At 71.6% G+C, this 16,661-nt stretch carries 13 protein-coding genes; 4 read left to right on the top strand and 9 right to left on the bottom strand.

Annotation, left to right across the window (positions count from 1 at the left end; genetic code table 11):
• Positions 1 to 138 precede the first annotated feature (138 nt).
• On the top strand, positions 139 to 2,280 hold the full coding sequence (locus ACQHII_RS01835) for an MMPL family transporter (RefSeq protein WP_427917495.1): 2,142 nt from the start codon (positions 139 to 141) through the stop codon (positions 2,278 to 2,280).
• Here ACQHII_RS01835 and ACQHII_RS01830 read toward each other — a convergent pair.
• The 4 genes from ACQHII_RS01830 to ACQHII_RS01815 are packed head-to-tail and all read right to left on the bottom strand — an operon-like array spanning position 2,266 to position 6,040.
• Complete coding sequence (locus ACQHII_RS01830; protein WP_427917494.1) at positions 2,266 to 3,561, bottom strand: NAD(P)/FAD-dependent oxidoreductase; 1,296 nt, start codon at positions 3,559 to 3,561, stop codon at positions 2,266 to 2,268. The genes ACQHII_RS01835 and ACQHII_RS01830 overlap by 15 nt on opposite strands.
• Entirely contained in the window at positions 3,558 to 4,352 is a 795-nt protein-coding gene (locus ACQHII_RS01825) for an amino acid ABC transporter ATP-binding protein (RefSeq protein ID WP_427917493.1), read from the bottom strand. Before ACQHII_RS01825 ends, ACQHII_RS01830 begins: the two co-directional genes overlap by 4 nt.
• The gene (locus ACQHII_RS01820) at positions 4,349 to 5,098 is read right to left on the bottom strand and encodes an amino acid ABC transporter permease (RefSeq protein WP_427917492.1); all 750 of its coding nucleotides are present in this window, start codon (positions 5,096 to 5,098) and stop codon (positions 4,349 to 4,351) included. Before ACQHII_RS01820 ends, ACQHII_RS01825 begins: the two co-directional genes overlap by 4 nt.
• A gap of 9 nt (positions 5,099 to 5,107) precedes the next feature.
• Positions 5,108 to 6,040 carry a substrate-binding periplasmic protein gene (locus ACQHII_RS01815; protein ID WP_427925206.1) on the bottom strand — a complete coding sequence of 311 codons (933 nt, stop codon included), beginning with the start codon at positions 6,038 to 6,040 and terminating at the stop codon, positions 5,108 to 5,110.
• Between the two features lie 200 nt (positions 6,041 to 6,240).
• Between ACQHII_RS01815 and ACQHII_RS01810 the strand changes: the two genes are divergently transcribed.
• Complete coding sequence (locus ACQHII_RS01810; protein ID WP_427917491.1) at positions 6,241 to 7,419, top strand: CdaR family transcriptional regulator; 1,179 nt, start codon at positions 6,241 to 6,243, stop codon at positions 7,417 to 7,419.
• A 10-nt stretch (positions 7,420 to 7,429) separates the two neighbouring features.
• On the opposite strand, the gene pepN is transcribed toward ACQHII_RS01810, so the two are convergent.
• Together pepN and ACQHII_RS01800 are read right to left on the bottom strand one after the other, a co-directional pair.
• Positions 7,430 to 9,862 (bottom strand): aminopeptidase N, encoded by a 2,433-nt coding sequence (gene pepN, locus ACQHII_RS01805; RefSeq protein WP_427917490.1) that lies wholly within the window; start codon positions 9,860 to 9,862, stop codon positions 7,430 to 7,432.
• 251 nt (positions 9,863 to 10,113) lie between these two features.
• The gene (locus ACQHII_RS01800) at positions 10,114 to 10,785 is read right to left on the bottom strand and encodes an IclR family transcriptional regulator (protein ID WP_427917489.1); all 672 of its coding nucleotides are present in this window, start codon (positions 10,783 to 10,785) and stop codon (positions 10,114 to 10,116) included.
• A gap of 277 nt (positions 10,786 to 11,062) precedes the next feature.
• Here ACQHII_RS01800 and ACQHII_RS01795 point away from each other — a divergent pair, with 277 nt between their 5' ends.
• Complete coding sequence (locus ACQHII_RS01795) at positions 11,063 to 13,906, top strand: AfsR/SARP family transcriptional regulator (protein WP_427917488.1); 2,844 nt, start codon at positions 11,063 to 11,065, stop codon at positions 13,904 to 13,906.
• On the opposite strand, the gene ACQHII_RS01790 is transcribed toward ACQHII_RS01795, so the two are convergent.
• Complete coding sequence (locus ACQHII_RS01790; RefSeq protein ID WP_427917487.1) at positions 13,884 to 14,144, bottom strand: hypothetical protein; 261 nt, start codon at positions 14,142 to 14,144, stop codon at positions 13,884 to 13,886. The genes ACQHII_RS01795 and ACQHII_RS01790 overlap by 23 nt on opposite strands.
• On the opposite strand from ACQHII_RS01790, the gene ACQHII_RS01785 reads away from it, so the two are divergent.
• Positions 14,134 to 14,262, top strand: a complete 129-nt coding sequence (locus tag ACQHII_RS01785) for a hypothetical protein (protein ID WP_427917486.1) — start codon at positions 14,134 to 14,136, stop codon at positions 14,260 to 14,262. The two genes, ACQHII_RS01790 and ACQHII_RS01785, sit on opposite strands and share 11 nt — an antisense overlap.
• On the opposite strand, the gene ACQHII_RS01780 is transcribed toward ACQHII_RS01785, so the two are convergent.
• Both ACQHII_RS01780 and ACQHII_RS01775 read right to left on the bottom strand, forming a co-directional pair.
• A complete protein-coding gene (locus ACQHII_RS01780) occupies positions 14,259 to 15,230 on the bottom strand; it encodes a PDR/VanB family oxidoreductase (protein ID WP_427917485.1) in 972 nt (323 codons plus the stop codon). The two genes, ACQHII_RS01785 and ACQHII_RS01780, sit on opposite strands and share 4 nt — an antisense overlap.
• Positions 15,220 to 16,656 carry a glutamine synthetase family protein gene (locus ACQHII_RS01775; RefSeq protein ID WP_427917484.1) on the bottom strand — a complete coding sequence of 479 codons (1,437 nt, stop codon included), beginning with the start codon at positions 16,654 to 16,656 and terminating at the stop codon, positions 15,220 to 15,222. The genes ACQHII_RS01780 and ACQHII_RS01775 overlap by 11 nt, the downstream gene beginning before the upstream one ends.
• Positions 16,657 to 16,661: the final 5 nt, after the last annotated feature.

The raw sequence follows: 16,661 nt of genomic DNA, 5'->3' as shown, positions 1-16,661 counted from the left end.
GTCGCGCTCTCTTCCCGAGGTGCGCAAACACGGATTCCGTGCTTCCGGATCCCTTCAAACCGGATGGATTATCCCGATAGCGGATGAACGGGGCGGCGGGCTAGACTCGCGCAACCTACGACCCGGGGAAGGTCCGGCATGCGACGGTGGGCCGAATTCGTACTGCGACACCGCAAGGCGGTCGTGGCGTTCTGGGGTCTGGTGCTCATCGCCGGCATCGCGCTGGCCGGCCGGACCACGGACCGCCTCACGATCGACTTCTCTCTGCCCGGCCAACCCGGCACCGTGACCGCGTACAAGATCGAGAAGGCCTTCGGCAGCGGCGGCGACACCAATCCGTACCTCGTGGCAGTCACCCTCCCGGCCGGACAGACCGTCACCGGCCACGAGACGGACGTCGGGCGCGTGTTCACCGCCGCCGGCACGGCCGCACCGGGACTGCGGGTCATCGACGAGGCGAACACCGGTGACAAGGCCTTCCGGACGAAGGACGACCGCACCGCCTACGCCCTGGTCTTCTACCGGTTCAACCCGTCACCCAGCCAGACGCTGCTGACCGACCCGATCAAGGCGGCCGCCGCGAAGGCCGCGCCTGCGGGCGCGAAGGTCGGCGTGACGGGCGAGGACCCGCTCGCCTCCGGCGGCGACGACGGGGGCGGCCCCGGAGTGCTCGGCGAGACCCTGCTCGGCGCCGTCGGCGCACTCGCCGTCCTCGCCTTCGTGTTCGCGTCCTTCCTGGCCCTGCTGCCGCTGCTGGTGGCCGCGGTGTCGATCCTCGCGACCTTCGTGATGCTGCTGCCGCTCACCTACGCCACCGACGTGTCCTTCATCGTGCAGTTCCTGGTCGCCCTCATCGGCCTGGGCGTCGCGATCGACTACTCGCTGCTCTTCGTCACCCGCTGGCGCGAGGAGCGCGACCGCGGCCGGGACAACCACGACGCGGTCGTCGTCGCGATGCAGCACGCCGGGCACGCGATCGTGTTCAGCGGCGTCACGGTCGCCATCGGACTGCTCTCCCTGGTCGTCCTGCCCGTCCCGTTCCTGCGCAGCATGGGCTACGGCGGTGCGCTCATCCCGCTCGCGAGCGTGCTGACGACGCTCACCCTGACCCCCGCGATCCTCGGCGGCATCGGGCCCAAGGTCGACTGGCCCAAGATCCGGCACGAGAACAGGGCGAGCCGCTTCTGGATCCGCTGGACCACCGCCGTCGTCCGGCGCCGCTGGATCGCGGCCGGCGCGGCACTGGCCGCCCTCGCGGCCCTTGTCGGCGTCTTCCTCGGCATCAAGATCGGCCTCGCCTCCTCGGAGTCCCTCGCCAAGAACGGCCAGGCCTACGACACGCTCCAGACCCTGGAACGCGGGGGCGTTCCGACCGGCGCGCTCACCCCGATGGAGGTACTGGTCAGCACCGACCAGGCCAAACCCGTAGCCGCCGCACTCGCCAAGGTCGACGGCGTGACCAGCGTCCTCGTACCGACCGGGCCCGCCGGCAACCGGGGCGGACAGAGCATCGTCGTCGTCATCCCCGACACCGAGACGGTCAACTCGAAGAGCATCGACGTCGTCAAACGGGTGAAGACCGCCACCGAGCACCTGCCCGGTGCCGTCGGCGTCGCCGGAGTCGGCGCGGCCCAGATCGACTTCCTGCACGCCGTCTACGGCAACTTCCCGCTGATGCTCACGATCATCGCGCTGCTGACGTACGTCCTGCTCGTGCGCGCCTTCCGCTCCCTGCTGCTGCCGCTGAAGGCGGTGCTGCTCAACCTGATCTCACTGGCGGCGACCCTCGGCCTGATGGTCCTCTTCTGGCAGGACGGCCACGGCTCCAACGCGATCTTCGGCATCGCCGCCACCGGGGCCGTCACGTTCTGGATCCCGATCATGATCTTCGCGTTCCTGTTCGGGCTGTCCATGGACTACGAGGTGTTCATCCTCACCCGCATCCGGGAGGAGTACGACGCCGGTCTCTCCACCGACGAGGCGGTGGTCGAGGGCATCGGCCGCACCGGCCGCCTCGTCACCAGCGCCGCACTCATCCTCTTCCTCGCCTTCGCCGCACTCGCCTCCGGACCGGGCACCGACCTCAAGACCCTGGCGACCGGCCTCGGCATCGGCATCCTGCTGGACGCGACCATCGTGCGGATGCTGCTCGTGCCGTCCCTGGTCTCCCTGTTCGGCGGCTGGAACTGGCACCTGCCCGCCTGGGCGGCCCGGCCGCTGCGGGTACAGCCGTCGTACCCGCACCCGGAACGGACCGAGGAGAAGTCACCTACCGGCTGAACCCCCGCTCCACGGCGCCCTGTCGAAGCGGAACGGCATGAGGACGTCGGGGCGGCGACCGGTGCGGACGTAGTCGGCGAGGGTACGGCCGGTCACCGGGCCCAGGGTGACGCCGAGCATGCCGTGCCCGGTCGCCGCGAACGCGTTGTCGTGCCCCGGAACCCGGTCGACGACCGGCAGCCCGTCCGGCAGGAAGGGCCGCCCGCCCACCCACGGATCGCGGATGAGGCTCACGAGATCGTCGGGGTCGTCGAACCAGCGGCCCAGATAGTGCCTGCTGGCGAGGGCGACCGCGACGATGCGGCGCCAGTCGAGACGGTTGTTGTTGCCGCTCAGCTCCATCGTCCCGCCGATGCGGGTGGTGGCCCCGATCGGCGAGGCGACGGCCCTGCGCTCGCCGAAGTACAGCGTGTGCCGGGGCGCCTGATCCAGGTCGACCGAGAAGCTGTAGCCCTTCCCCGCCTGCAACGGCAGGGGATGGCCCAGCGAGCCGAGCAGGTCCGAGGAGCGCGTCCCGGCCGCGATGACGGCGGCCGAGCAGGGAATGTCACCGGTCGTGGTGCGCAGCGCGGTGACCCGGCTCCCCTCCGTCCGGAACCTCGTGGCCTCCGTGTTCTCGTGGACCTTCACCCCGGACGCGGCGAGCGCCTCGCCCAGGGCGCGGGCGAACGCCTCCGGATCGACCACGCCCTCGCCCTCCACGAGATACGCGGCCCGGACCCGGGAGGAGAGCGCGGGGTCGAGGAGGCGGGCCTCGTCGCCCGTGACCACGTCGTCCGGCAGCGGATAGCGGTCGTGCGCCATCTGCCGCTGGACGGCGAGATGGTGACGGGCCTCGGCGGGGGAGAGGAACGCGTGCACCATGCCGGGCCGGGTCAGTCCCGTCTCGACCCCGGCCGCGCGCAAGCCGTCGAAGAGGTCGAACGTGGAGCGGTTCAGCTCGGCGATCGCCGTGTAGCCGTGCCGGAACGCGGCCGGGGTGCTGCTGCGCCAGAACCGCCACAGCCATCGTACGAACGCCGGATCGGGCAGCGGCCGTAGATACAGGGGCGAGTCCGGGCGGCCCAGGGAGCGGAGCGCGTAGCGCACCACGCCGGGCGCCGGGACCGGTGTCGAATGGCTCAGGCAGATCCATCCCGCGTTGCCGCGGGACGCCCCCGAACCCAGCGCGCGCCGCTCGACGACCTCCACCTCCAGGCCCGCCTCGGCCAGGTAGTAGGCCGTGCACAGGCCCACCACACCGCCGCCGACCACGACGACCGGACCACCGTGCCCCGTCATGACGCCGACCCGTAGGCGGCGAGGAAGGCGCGGGTGCGGGCCTGTTCGGGGTGGTCGATGACCTGCTCCGGCCGGCCCTCCTCGACGATCCGGCCGCCGTCGACGAACACGACACGGTCCGACACCTCGCGGGCGAAGGGGAGTTCATGGGTGACCAGCAGCATCGTCATGCCGTCGGCGGCCAGTTCGCGCATCACGCTCAGCACCTCGCGGGTCGCCTCCGGGTCCAGGGAGGAGGTGGGTTCGTCGAAGAGCAGCACCTCGGGCCGGAGCGCCAACGCCCGTGCGATGGCGACGCGTTGCTGCTCACCGCCGGAGAGCCGGTCGGGCAGGGCGAGACCCCGGTGGGCCACCCCGACCCGGCGCAGCAGGGCGACGGCCCGCTCCAGGGCCTCCGACTCCGGCACACCGGCCTTGCGTTGGGCGACCACGACGTTCTCCACGGCCGTGAGATGCGGGAAGAGGTTGAACCGCTGGAAGACCATGCCGACCGTACGGCGCAGCCCGGGCAGGTCGCGGCAGACCATGCGGCCGTCGCGGTGTACGACATCGCCGGCGACTTCCACCGTGCCCCGGTCCGGCCGCTCCAGCAGGTTCACACAGCGCATCAATGTCGTCTTGCCGCCGCCGCTCTGTCCGATGACGCTGACGATCCGGCCGCGGTCGACCTCAAGACTCACGTCGTCCAGCACGAGCCGTCCGTCGAAGGACTTGCTGAGTCCCTCGATCCGAACGACCGTGTCGGCGTGGGTGGTTGGGCCGGTCTTCGCCGTGGTGACGGGCTCGGTCATACGGCCGGCTCCTTGAGGTTCGTGCCGAGGTCGGCGGCGAGCAGCGCCCGGGCCGTACGGACCCTGCGCCGCCGCCACGGGGAGAGGGGGACGCCCGCGCGGACCTTGCGCTCCAGCAGCAGGAGGATCTGGGAGAGCGGGTAGCACAGGGCGAAGTAGATGGCGGAGATGACGAGATACACCTCCAGGGCCCGGAAGGTGGCCGAGGTGATGAGCCTGCCCTCCGACATCAGCTCGGCGGCGGAGACGGTGACCAGCAGCGAGGTGGACTTCAGCAGGTCGACGAGCATGGTGTTGGTGCCGGCCAGCGCCTGCCGGACCGCCTGCGGCAGCACGATGTGGACGAAGATCCCGACCTTCCCGATGCCCAGCGCCTCACCGGCCTCGGTCTGTCCGTCGTGCACCCCGCTGATCGCGGACCGGAAGATCTCGGAGAGATAGGCGGCGTAGAAGACGACGAGACTCAGACAGCCGGCGGTGAACACGTCCAGCCGGATGCCCGCCGAGGCCAGACCGAAGTAGGTCAGGAAGATGATGGCGAGGAGCGGGATGTTCTTGAAGAGCTCGGTGTAGACGGCGGCAAGGGCCCGCGCGGGCCATGCCCTGCTGAGCCTGAGCAGCGCCACGACCAGACCCAGCAGCACCGCACCGATGAAGCTGACGACCGTGTACGAGATCGTCCGCCACAGCGCGTCGATCAGGTCGGAACGGTAGTCGGACCAGGGGACTTGGAAGAGACCCGACATGTCAGCGCCTCACTTCCCGATGGACGGCGGTGTCCAGTCGCTCGGCCGGTCCACCCCGCGCCGGGAGGTCGCGACATCGGCGGCGGGCTTGAGGAACTGCTCGGGATCGCCGCCGTACTTGGTGACGAGCTTCGCCAACTCGCCGTTCTTGTACATCGCGTCGATCTGCGCGGAGATCGCCTGCTCCAACTTCGTCGCCTTCTTGGGGAGATAGAAGCCCGTCTGGTACGGCTGGAAGTACTGGAGGGCGGGCTTCGCCTTCACCTCGGCGGCGGTCGGCGGGGTCAGGTACTCGGTGGAGATCTTCAGGTCCGGGCGCTGTTTCTGCGCCGCGATGATGATCAGCGGGTCCAGGAAGCCGACGTCGATGCGGCCGGCGCCGAGGTCGTCGAACACGCCGTTGGCGTCGGGGTAGGCGTGCAGCTTCGCGCCGGGCACGGCCTGGATCGACTTGACCCAGACATAGCCGTCGACCGTGCCGAGGTTCAGGCCCTTGAGGTCGGCGAGCGTCTTGTAGGTCTTGCCGCTGCGCACCGCCATCGCCGGGGGCGAGTAGTACGGCGGATCGGTGAACAGGCCCTGCTTCTGCCGGTCGGCGGACCAGGCGACACCGCCGACGGTGATGTCGACGCGGCGGGACTGGACCCCGGCGAGCATGCCCGCGAAGTCCGTTACCTGGGGCTTGACTTCGAGCCCCAGTTTCTTGGCGACGTAGGTGATGATGTCGCCGTCCAGCCCGACGATCTTCCCGCCCTGCACGGTGGTGTAGGGCGCGTAGGGCTGGACGGCCACCTTGAGGACGCCGGGGGTGAGCGTGCCCAGGGCGGCGGTCTTCGCGGAGACGTTCTTCGGGGCGTCGTCGCCGCCCGAACCACAGGCGGCGACGGTGGACAGCACCAACGTCGCGGACAACGCCACGACGAGCGAGCGCACACGGATCATCGGCACGGGCCTTCCGTATCGGCACTGAAAGGGACCCGCCGTTCACCGCGCTGTGCCCTCGGCGGGAAGTGATTGGGCCCAAACGCTAGGCATCAACCCGCCGTGAGTCATCGTCCACTTCGTACGAAGTTGTGGCCGAATTCATGCGGTCGCCTGTACGGTGCGTCCAATCCGACACGTCCGCGACGGGAGGAAACCCCGTGCTCAGCCCGTCACTCGCCCAGGAGATCGCCGGAGACACCTCCGCCGTCATCGGCTTCAACGTGCTGATCACGGACGCCGAGGGGATCGTCATCGGCAGCGGCGACAGCAGCCGCGTCGGCAGCTTCCACGAAGCCTCCGTGGACGTCGTCCGCACAAAGGAACCGGCCACCCACAGCGCCTCCCAGGCCCAGCAACTGCGCGGCGTACGCCCGGGAGTCACCCTCCCGCTGATCACGGGCGGACAGGCCGTGGGCACAGTCGGCATCACCGGCACCCCCGCCCAGGTCCGGCGCTTCGGGCTGCTCGTCAAACGCCAGACGGAGATCCTGCTGCGCGAGTCCGTGATGCTCCGCTCCCGGCTCCTCGCCGAACGGGCCGCCGAGAAACTCCTCGCCGACATCGCGTCCTACGACCCCCGGGTCGTCGAGGGCGACTTCCTCGTGTTCCGCGCCGCCGAACTCGGCTACGACCTGCGCCTACGACGGGTCGCCGTGGCCTTCGAGGTGACCGTGCCGCACCCCGCGCCCCGTCGGCAGGGCGGCACCCAGAGCCGGGACATGGCCCTGGTCCGCTCCGAACTCCTGCGCACAGTGGGGGAGTTCTTCGCCGACCCGCAGGACATCGTGGCCTCCACCGCGCCCGGCTGGATCGGCGTCCTGCACCGCCTGCCCGCAGGACGCTCCACCGCCTCCCTCGTCGCCGACTGCCGACGCGTCACCGACCTCGTCGCCGCCCAGGACGGCCTCGCGGCCCGCGCCGGCATCGGCGAGGCGGCCGACTCCGTCGGCGGTCTGCACGACTCCTACCAGGACGCGTGCGACGCGCTGCGCCTCGGCGCCCGGTTCGCGGACACCGACCGAGTCCACCCGATCACCGATCTGCGCGTCCACCAGGTGGTGACGGCGGTGAGCCAGTCCGCGCGCCACCGCCTGCTGGAACTCACCGCCGCCGAACTGCGCGCCCAGCCGGACTGGCCGGCCCTCCGCGACACGGTCACCACCTGGTGCGAGAGCGGCTTCAACCTCGTCCGCACCGCCGAGGCCCTGCACATCCACCGCAACACCGTCGTCTACCGGATGAACAAGATCGAGCAGATCACCGGCCGCCCGCTGCGGGAGTACCGGACGGCCATGGCGCTCTATCTCGCCTGTCTGGCCGACCGGTTGGGGCACTGAACGCGTTCCGTCACGCGCCCCCGGCCCGCGCGCGGAGCATGCGGCCCACCTCGTCCGAGCGCTCCAGGAGCGTGGTGCGGACCACCGGCACCGCCTCCAGGGACGCCTGCCGGGCCCGCTCGATGTACGCCGGGTCGATGGCGTGCAGCGGGAAGAGGTGGCGCGTGTAGCCCATCGCGTGGAGCATTCCCCCCTGGTGCAGTTTCGGGATCGCCTCCAGATAGCGCTCGGCGTACGGAGCCAGCAGCTCGTCCTGGTCCGGGCGCCAGAAGGCCGCCGCGACCGTGCCCACCGAGTTGATGGGCACGGTACGGTCCACGACCAGCTGCTGCCAGACCTCCGCCTTCGTGGCCGCGTCGGGCAGCGCGGCCCGGACGGTCAGGGCACGGGTCCAGGCGTCGGGGTCCGGATCCCGGGCGAGCAGCCGCTCGGTCTCCGGGGCGACGTCCCCGCCCAACTCCGCGTCGCGGACCAGCGCACGCCAGTGCAGGTCCACGTCGGCACCGGCCAGTTCGCGCAGCCGGTCGAGATCGTCGCCGGTCGTCGCGGTCCGGGCCAGCCCGCGCAGCGCGACCTGACGGCGGCCGGGGTCGTCGGCGAGCCGGAGACAGGCCGCCGCCACCGCGGCAGAGAGCGCGGTCCGCTCGGCGGCCGGTGCCCACAGTTCCGCGATGTTCGCGGCGAGGCTCAGATACGGCTCGATCACCGCGTCGGACGTCTCGGCCGCCAGCAGCGCGGTGAGGCTCCGCCCGGCTTCCGCAGCCGTGGCCTCGCCGGTGGTCAGCATGTCCCACACGGTGGCCGCGGCCACGCCCCGGGAGATCGCCGTGGGCAACCGGGCCGCCGTACGGAACAGCGCGTCCCTGGTGGCGGGGTCCGGGCGGGTCGTGGCGAAGGTCAGGTCGTCGTCGTTGATCAACAGCACGTCGGCTGGCGGGAGTCCGGTCACCGGGGTACGGGTCTGCGTCACCTCGACGCGCACCAGCGCCCGGCGTTCGAGCGCGTCGCCGTTCTCCCCGTACGCGCCCACCGCCAGCACCTGCGGACGCGGGGTGCCGTCGGCCACCAGCGTGAGGGTGTCGCTGTCGCGCTCCAGTGTGAAGCGGTCGGTGCCCGCGGTCGCCAGCCAGGCCGTGCGCCAGGTGTCCAGGTCGCGGCCACTGGCCTCCGACAGCGAGTCGATCAGGTCCTGGAGCGTGGTGTTGCCCCACGCGTGGCGGGCGAAGTAGGCGGCCATGCCGGCCCTGAAGCGGTCTTCGCCGACATACGTCTTGAGCTGCTGGAGTACGGAAGCGCCCTTGGGGTACGTGATGTTGTCGAAGATCGACGCGGCCTCGGCGACATCGTGGATGGGCTGGTGGATCGGGTGCGAGGCGGGGCCCTGGTCGGACAGATACGCGCTGATCTTGCCGATCATCAGATGGCTGGCCCACGCGTCGGTGTGCCGGGTGGCCTGCTCGGCCGCCCAGTGGCAGGCGAACTCCGCGAACGCCTCGTTCAGCCAGAGGTCGTCCCACCAGCGCATGGTGACGATGTTGCCGAACCACATGTGCGCCATCTCGTGCAGCAACACCCGTGCCAGCAGCCCGTGTTCGGCCGGAGTCGGCGCGGCCCGCCGCAGGAACACGTCCGACCACGTCACACAGCCGTAGTTCTCCATCGCCCCGCCGAACTCCGGCACGAACACCTGGTCGTACCTGCGCTGCGGGAACGGCATCGCGAAGGCTTCGGCGTAGAAGGCGAGGCCCTGGCGGGTGAGGGTGAACATCTCGTCGGCGTCCCGCTCCAGGACCGCGGCGAGTGAACGGCGGGCGTACAGACCCAGGCTGTGGCCGTCCACCTCGCGGCGGACCTCGTGGAAGGGACCCGCGTTGACGACCGTGTTGTACGTCGACAGGGGCGGGGTGTCCGGGAACGCCCACCGGCGGGCCGCGCCGAGCTCCTCCACGTCCGCGTCACCGGAGTTGCTGGTGACCGTCCACGCGGCCGGGGCCGTGACGGTGAAGGCGTGCGGCGCCTTGAGGTCGGGCTGGTCGAAGCAGGCCCACACGAAGCGGGCCTCGTCCGGTTCGAAGCTCATCCACACGTACACCTCGCCGTCACCGGGGTCCGTCGCCCGGTGCACACCCTCGCCGGCGGTGGTGTCGGCCTGCACGCTCTCCACGCGCAGCACGTTGTGCGCGGCGAGACCGGGGAGCTGGATCCGCCCGTCCTCGCCGGGACCGACCTCGACGCCGTTCAGCGTGGCGCTCAGCACCCGGGCCGCGCAGTCGACGAAGGTCGCCGCGCCCGGCTCACGGCAGGTGAACGCCACGGTGGAGACGGAGCGGACCTCCGGCCCGTCGGGCAGCGCGGTCAGATCGACGTCCACGTCGTACCGCTCGACCGCGATCAGCGCGGCCCGGTGCTCGGCTTCGGCGCGGGTCAGGCTTCGGATCCCCATGTGTCCTCCCTCGGCAGACAGCGGCCGTCAGCCTATGTCGGAGATCGCCGGGCGGCGCGGAGTTTTCGGCACCCATGGCCGCGTCGGCGAGCGGTTGTACGACGGCGACCCCGCCACGCCCCGCACGCGCGGACCGGTACGCCGGGTGCTCGCTCCCGCCCGGGCGCCCGGCGTAGTCGAGGACGGGGCCGTCGGCGTGTCCGGTGCTCATCCCCGCACGAGCGCCGAACTCCGCCGCCGGCCCCGCCGTCTCACCGCCCCCGCAGGCCCGTGCCGATCACCCGGGCCGTGCGGTGCGCGGTCTCGGCGAGCCGCTCCAGGTGGTGGGCCGGGTCGGTGAGCACACAGAGCGCGGCGAGGGGTGTGGCCGCCGAGCCGAACAGCGGAACCGCCGCACAGCACACCCCGCTCACCACTTCCTCCCGGTCGAACGCGACACCCCGCTCCCGAATCGCGGCGGCGTCCCGCGCCCAGGACGCGGGCAGCGGCCCCAGCAGCGGTGCCGGGACGGCCGTGGCCACCAGGACCTTGCCCGCCGCGGTGAACCACGGCCAGGTCATCCGGGTCTGCAGCGGATCGAGCTGTTCGATGTCGTCGGGACACCACTCGACCATCAGCGTCTCGCCCTTCCACAGCACGGCGATCCCCACCGTCGTGCCCGTGAGCTGCGCCAGCCGGCGCATCGGTTCCCTGGCCGCGGCGCGCAGCCGGGGATGCGGCTGCCAGGCCCGCCCGAGGCGGAACATCCGCCGGCCCACCCGGTAACTCCCCCCGCACCGCTCGACCGCGCCCAGGTCCGCCAGCTGCTCCAGCAGCCGGTACGCGGTCGTCTTGGGCAGCCCGCAGTCGGATGCCAGCCTGGTCGGGCCCGCCTCCACGGCCTGCTCCACCGCCTCCAGCAACGCGAACGCGCCCTCCAGCACACTCCTTCCGCCGGCACTTCCCGTGGCGGCCGGTAAGGCCTCAGGCGGCCGTACCGGCACCCGTGTCGCAGGTGCCATCACTTCCCCTGTGATCACACTTCTCGCCCCCGTTTGCCTGTTGCGCAGCCGCCAGGCGACGGCCCTGCCGTTCTGGGTCTACGGGACACGGTCGGTGCCCCGTCCGTTCCCCAGCAGATTCGCACCGGTGTGTGACTGGAAACCTTGTCGAAGGCTTGTCGCGCCGCATACAAGTCCGTGAAGGAAAGGAGGAGGCTTTGTGCAGGGGGTGGCGCACACCATGGTGGACGTGCAGTTGCTGGGACCCGTGGAACTGTCGGCGGCGGGGCGCGCGGTGGAGGTGGGCCCGCCCCAACGCCGCACCGTGATGGCCGCGTTGGCCGTGGACGTCGGCCGGCCCGTCGCGGCGGACGTGGTCATGGAGCGGGTCTGGGGCACGCGCGCGCCGGACGGGGCGCGCGGCGCCGTGCACGCCCATGTCGCCCGGATCCGGCGGGTGTGCGAACAGGCCGCGGAGACCGCGCGGGAACCGTTGTCCGTGGTGCGCCGCTCCGGCGGCTACCTCCTGGAGGCCCGCCCGGACCAGGTGGACGTGTACCGCTTCCGGCAGTTGGTGGACCAGGCACGCACCGCGGGCCCGGCCGACACCGAGCGGGCCCGGCTGCTGCGCGAGGCGCTGGACCTGTGGCGCGGGGAGCCGCTGTCCGGTCTGCGCGGGCAGTGGGCGGCCCGGATGCGGGAGGCCTGGCGGCGCCAGCACCAGGACGCCGCCGTCGGCTGGGCCCGCGCGGAACTGGGCCACAGCGATCCCGCGACCGTCATCGGCCCGCTGACCGGCCTGCTCGGCGAGTACCCGCTCGCCGAACCCCTCGCCGAGGCCCTGATGCGGGCCCTGCACGAGACCGGCCGCAGCGCGGAGGCCCTCGACTGCTACGCGGCCCTCCGCAAACGCCTCGCGGAGGAACTGGGCACCGACACCGGACCGGCACTGCGCCAGCTGCACCAGACGATCCTGCGCGGCCACCGCTCCGGCCCCGCCAAGCGCCCCAGACCCGCCGAGGCGGCCCGGCCGACCGAACGCCCCGCCCAACTCCCCATGGCCGTACGGGGATTCACCGGCCGCGACGAGGAACTGACCAGACTGGAGGAGATCCTCGCCTCGGCACAGGGCGAGTTCGCCTCCGTGGTGATCTCGGCGGTCTCGGGCATGGCGGGCGTGGGCAAGACCGCCCTCGCGGTGCACTGGGCCCGCCGGGCCGAAAGTGCCTTCCCCGACGGGCAGTTGTACGTCAACCTGCGCGGCTTCGATCCCCAGAGCGCGGTGATGCCCCCGACCGAGGCGGTCCGCGCGTTCCTGGACGCACTGGGCGTACGGCCCGACCGGGTGCCGCCGGGACTGGAGGCCCAAGTCGGCCTGTACCGCAGTCTGCTGACGGGGCGTCGGATACTGGTCCTGCTCGACAACGCCCGCGACGAGGAACAGGTACGCCCGCTGCTGCCGGGGGCGGTCGGCTGCATGGCGCTGGTGACCAGCCGCAACCGGCTGACCGGGCTGGCCGCGACCGAGGGCGCCCACCTGCTCGCGGTCGACCCGCTGACCCCGGACGCGGCACGGGACGTCCTCGCGGAACGGCTGGGCACGAGCCGGGTGGCCGCCGAGCCGGAGGCCGTCGCCGACGTCGTCACCTGGTGCGCGGGACTGCCGCTGGCCCTGGCGGTCGTGTCGGCCCGCGCCGCCGCCCAGCCCCGACGGCCGCTCGGCACGCTCGCCGAGGAACTCCGCGAGGCGGGCGGCCGGCTGGACGCGCTCGACGGCGGCGAGGAAGCCAGCCAGGTACGGGCCGTGTTCTCGTGGTCCTACAGCGCGCTCAGCCCGGCCGCCGCCCGGCTGTTCCGGCTGCTGGCACTCCACCCGGGCCCGGACCTCTCGCGGCACGCGGCAGCAGCCCTGGCCGGCGCCCCACCGGAACGCGTCCGCGGACTGCTCGCCGAACTGACCGGCGGGCACCTGCTGGTCGAGCAGGCTCCGGGACGGTACGCGTTCCACGACCTGTTACGCGTCTACGCAGGGGAGTTGGTGGCCGCGTACGACGACGAGTGGGAACGACGGGCGGCCCTGCACCGGATGATGGACCACTACCTGCACTCCGCACGGGCGGCCGACGTCCTGGTGACCCCGCAGCCCAACCCGGTCGCCTCCGCGGCGCCCAGAGCGGGCGCGAACCCGATGGTGCCCGAGGACTACGGCAGAGCGCTGGCCTGGCTCGTCGCCGAACACCCGGTCCTGCTGGAGATCGTGCGGCAGCCGCCGCCCGGCTTCGACGGCCATGTGTGGCGACTGGTCACCGTGCTGACCACCTTCCTGGACCGGCACGGCCACTGGGAGGCGCTGCTGACCGCCGGCCACAGCGCGCTCGCGGCGGCCGAACGGGACGGCGACCTGGTCGGAAGAGCGGGCGCCCACCGCGGGCTGGGCCTGGCCCTGGACCGGCTCAAGAACCCGGAACAGGCGCGGGCACATTACTTACAGGCGTTGGAACTCTTCGCGGAGCTGGGCAACGACGCGGGGCAGGCCCGTACCCATCAGCATCTCTCGCGGATGTCGGGAACCCAGGGCGACCCCGAACTGGCGCTGGAACACGCCCACCGGAGCCTGGAGCACTACCAGGTGGCGGACGACCCGGCGGGCCAGGCCGCGGCGCTCAACCACATAGGCTGGATGGAGGCTCAACTCGGCGCACACCACAGCGCGTTGAAGCACTGCGAGCAGGCACTCGAACTCGCCCGTGAGACCGGCGACGTGGACGGACAGGCCCACATCTCCGACAGCCTCGGCTACATCCACCACGGACTCGGCCGCCACCAACAGGCCGTCGACCGCTACCGGGAGGCGGCGGCCCTGTTCCGCGCCACCGGCGAACGCCGCAGCGAGGCCGCCTGTCTGCTCTGCCTCGGCGACACCCACCACAGCGCCGGCCAGCCCGCCGCCGCCCACGAGGTCTGGACCCGAGCCCTGGCCCTCACCGACGAACTCGGCCTGCCCGACGACGATTCCCTCCGCACCGATCTCCACGACCGCGTCAGCGAAAGGCCTTTGCCGTAGCGGGCGGTGCGGATTCGACTGCGGCCACACTGCGCAGGCGGAGGCTGGGGACGGCACCGAGGGCCGCGCAGGCGCAGGTGATCCACCAGGTGGAGTGCCAGCCGCCGGTGGGGGTGGCCAGCCACGCGGCGACCGTGGGACCCACGAAACTGCCCGCGTTGAACAGCTGCTGGATCAACCCCGTCGTGGCCGGTGGCGAACCGCCCGCCGGCGTCGGCCCACCGATCATGCGCGTCACCAAGGCGATCCTCGCCATCGACGGAGTCGACCGCACCAGCACCGCCATCTCCCTGGACGAGGTCATCCCGTACCGACCCCGTGCTCTCCTCAACCGCCTTGCGAAGGGCGGCAGTTAGAGGTCCAGCTCCAACTCCGGGGAGTCGCAGCGGCTCACGCAGATCATCATCGTGGTGGCGCTGGGACGTTCGGACGGCTCGATCACCGTGTCGCGGTGGTCCGGGAGTCCGGCCAGGACCGCCGTCTCGCAACTTCCGCAGTAGCCCTCCTCGCAGGAGTAGGGGATGTCCGGGAGCTTCTCCCGTACGACGTCCAGCACGGAACGGTCGGCGGGCACGGTCAGCCGCAGCCCCGAACGGCTCAACACCACCTCGAACTCCCCGGCAGATGAACCGAGTTGGTCGGCAGTGGTGAAGCGCTCCAGGTGAAGCACCCGCGCGGACTCCGGTGTCCGGCACAGCGCCGTCACCGCGTCGAGCATCGGCTGCGGGCCACAGGCGTAGACGGCGTACGCGGGCGGGACGGCGGCGAGTTCGGCGGCCAGGTCCGGCAGTCCCGCCTCGTCCTGAGGTACGAGCAGCACCCGTTCTCCGCCCAGCGCCACCAACTCCTCGGCGTACACGAGCCGGGACCGGTCCCGGGCACCGAGGACCAGTCGCCAGGGAAGGCCACGGGCAGTGAGTTCGCGGGCCATCGGCAGCAGTGGGGTGACACCGATGCCGCCGGCCAGCAGCAGGTATCCCTCCGCGGGCACCAGCGGAAAACGGTTGACCGGCCCGCGCACCTCCAACTCCCTCCCCACCAAGGCAGTTTCATGGATCTCCTGTGAACCGCCTCGCCCCTCGGGCGCGCGATGCACGGCGACCGTCCACGCCTCCGCGTCCGTCATGTCCCCGCACAGCGAGTAGGCGCGCCGCAGCCCCGAAGGCAGGGCCAACTCCACGTGCGCTCCCGGCTCCCACGCAGGCAGGGCGCCGCCGGCGGCCCGGGTCAGGCGCAGTTCCACCACGTCATGGGCGACCCAGCGGATCTGCCGGACCAGGAGACGTCGGGTCGTCGTGCGAGGGGAGTCGAGGTCAGAAGACACGGAAGTACTCCCGCTGTTCCCAGTCGGTCACCTCTTGGCCGAAGCGGTCGATCTCGGCGCGCTTGATGCTCGTGTAGTACGCCACGAAGTCCTTGCCGAGCCGGTCGGCGAGCATCCGGTCGGACTCCAGGGCGTCCAGGGCCTCGCCCAGCGAGCGGGGAAGCGCTTCGGCGCGCGCCGCGTACGGCTCGTCGGCGGCCGGTCCCGGTTCCAGTCCGCCCGCCACGCCCTCCAGCCCGGCGGCGAGTTGGGAGGCGAGATAGAGGTAGGGATTGGCGGCCGGCTCGCCGATCCGGTTCTCCAGCCGGGTGGACGAGGGCCCGTCACCCAGCACCCGCACCATCGCCCCGCGATTGTCCCGCCCCCACACCGCACGGTCCGGCGCCAGCGACAGTGAGCGAAAGCGCTTGAAACCATTGAGAGTCGGGGTCGAGAACGCGCTGGTGGCCCGCGCGTGCCGCAGCAGCCCACCGAGAAAGGCGGTCCCGTACGGCGACAACGGAGGCCCGGACGCGGCGAGTTCATCGCCTTCCGGCGCGAAGACACCCACGCCGTCCCGCACCATGCTCTGGTGCAGATGCCAGCCGCTGGAGAACACGCCGGGCAGATGAGGGCGGCACATGAAGGTGGCGTGGTGGCCGTGGCGGGCGGCGACCTGTTTGACGGCGCTGCGCAGCAGGACCATCGCGTCGGCCGTGCCCAGGCCGTCGGCGGGCTGGAGAGTCAACTCGACCTGGCTGGGGCCGAATTCGACCTCAAGGCTGCGCAACGGCAGCCCCAGGCCCTCGATGTTCGCGCGCAGGACGTCGAGGATCGGGTCGAGTTCGTCGTAGCGAAGCTCGCTGAGGTACTGGTAGCCGTGGTTCAGCATCCCGACCTCGGGCGCGGCTCCGGGCTGGCCCTGATCGCCGGGGCCCAGGCGCGGATCGTCGAGCCGGAAGAGGTGGAACTCCACCTCCAGGCCGGTGCGGTAGGTCAGCCCGTCGGCCTGGTCGAGGACCGAGCGCAGCAGCCCGCGCGTGCACAGCGGGACCGGAGTGCCGGAGGTGAAGCGCAGGTCGCACAGCAGCCAGCCCGTGCCCGGCGACCACGGCAGCATCCGGAAGGTCGACGGGTCGGGCACCATCACCATGTCGGCGGCGCCCCGCAGTTCGGGCAGCCCGAGCGGCGTCTCCTTGGTGAAGAGGGGGAAGACGGTCCGCCCGGAGGTGTCCTTGGCGAGCAGGGACGAGGCGATGCCGGTGCCGTCGCGCAGCACATTGGGCAGTTCGCCCACGGTGACGGTCTTGCCGCGCAGCAGTCCGTGCTGATCGGCGAAGACCAGCCGCACCACGTTCATCCCGCCGCTCTCGGCGCGGCCGAGTATCTCCCGTGCGGCGGCGGCCTGTTCGGGGTTCCACAGGCCGTGGCGTTCGATGAATCCCACGCGGC

This window comes from Streptomyces sp. cg40, from assembly GCF_050320165.1.
Taxonomy (GTDB): Bacteria; Actinomycetota; Actinomycetes; order Streptomycetales; family Streptomycetaceae; genus Streptomyces; species Streptomyces hokutonensis.
Note: the sequence above shows the minus strand (reverse complement) of the source record. Positions and strands in the feature narration are given on the sequence as shown.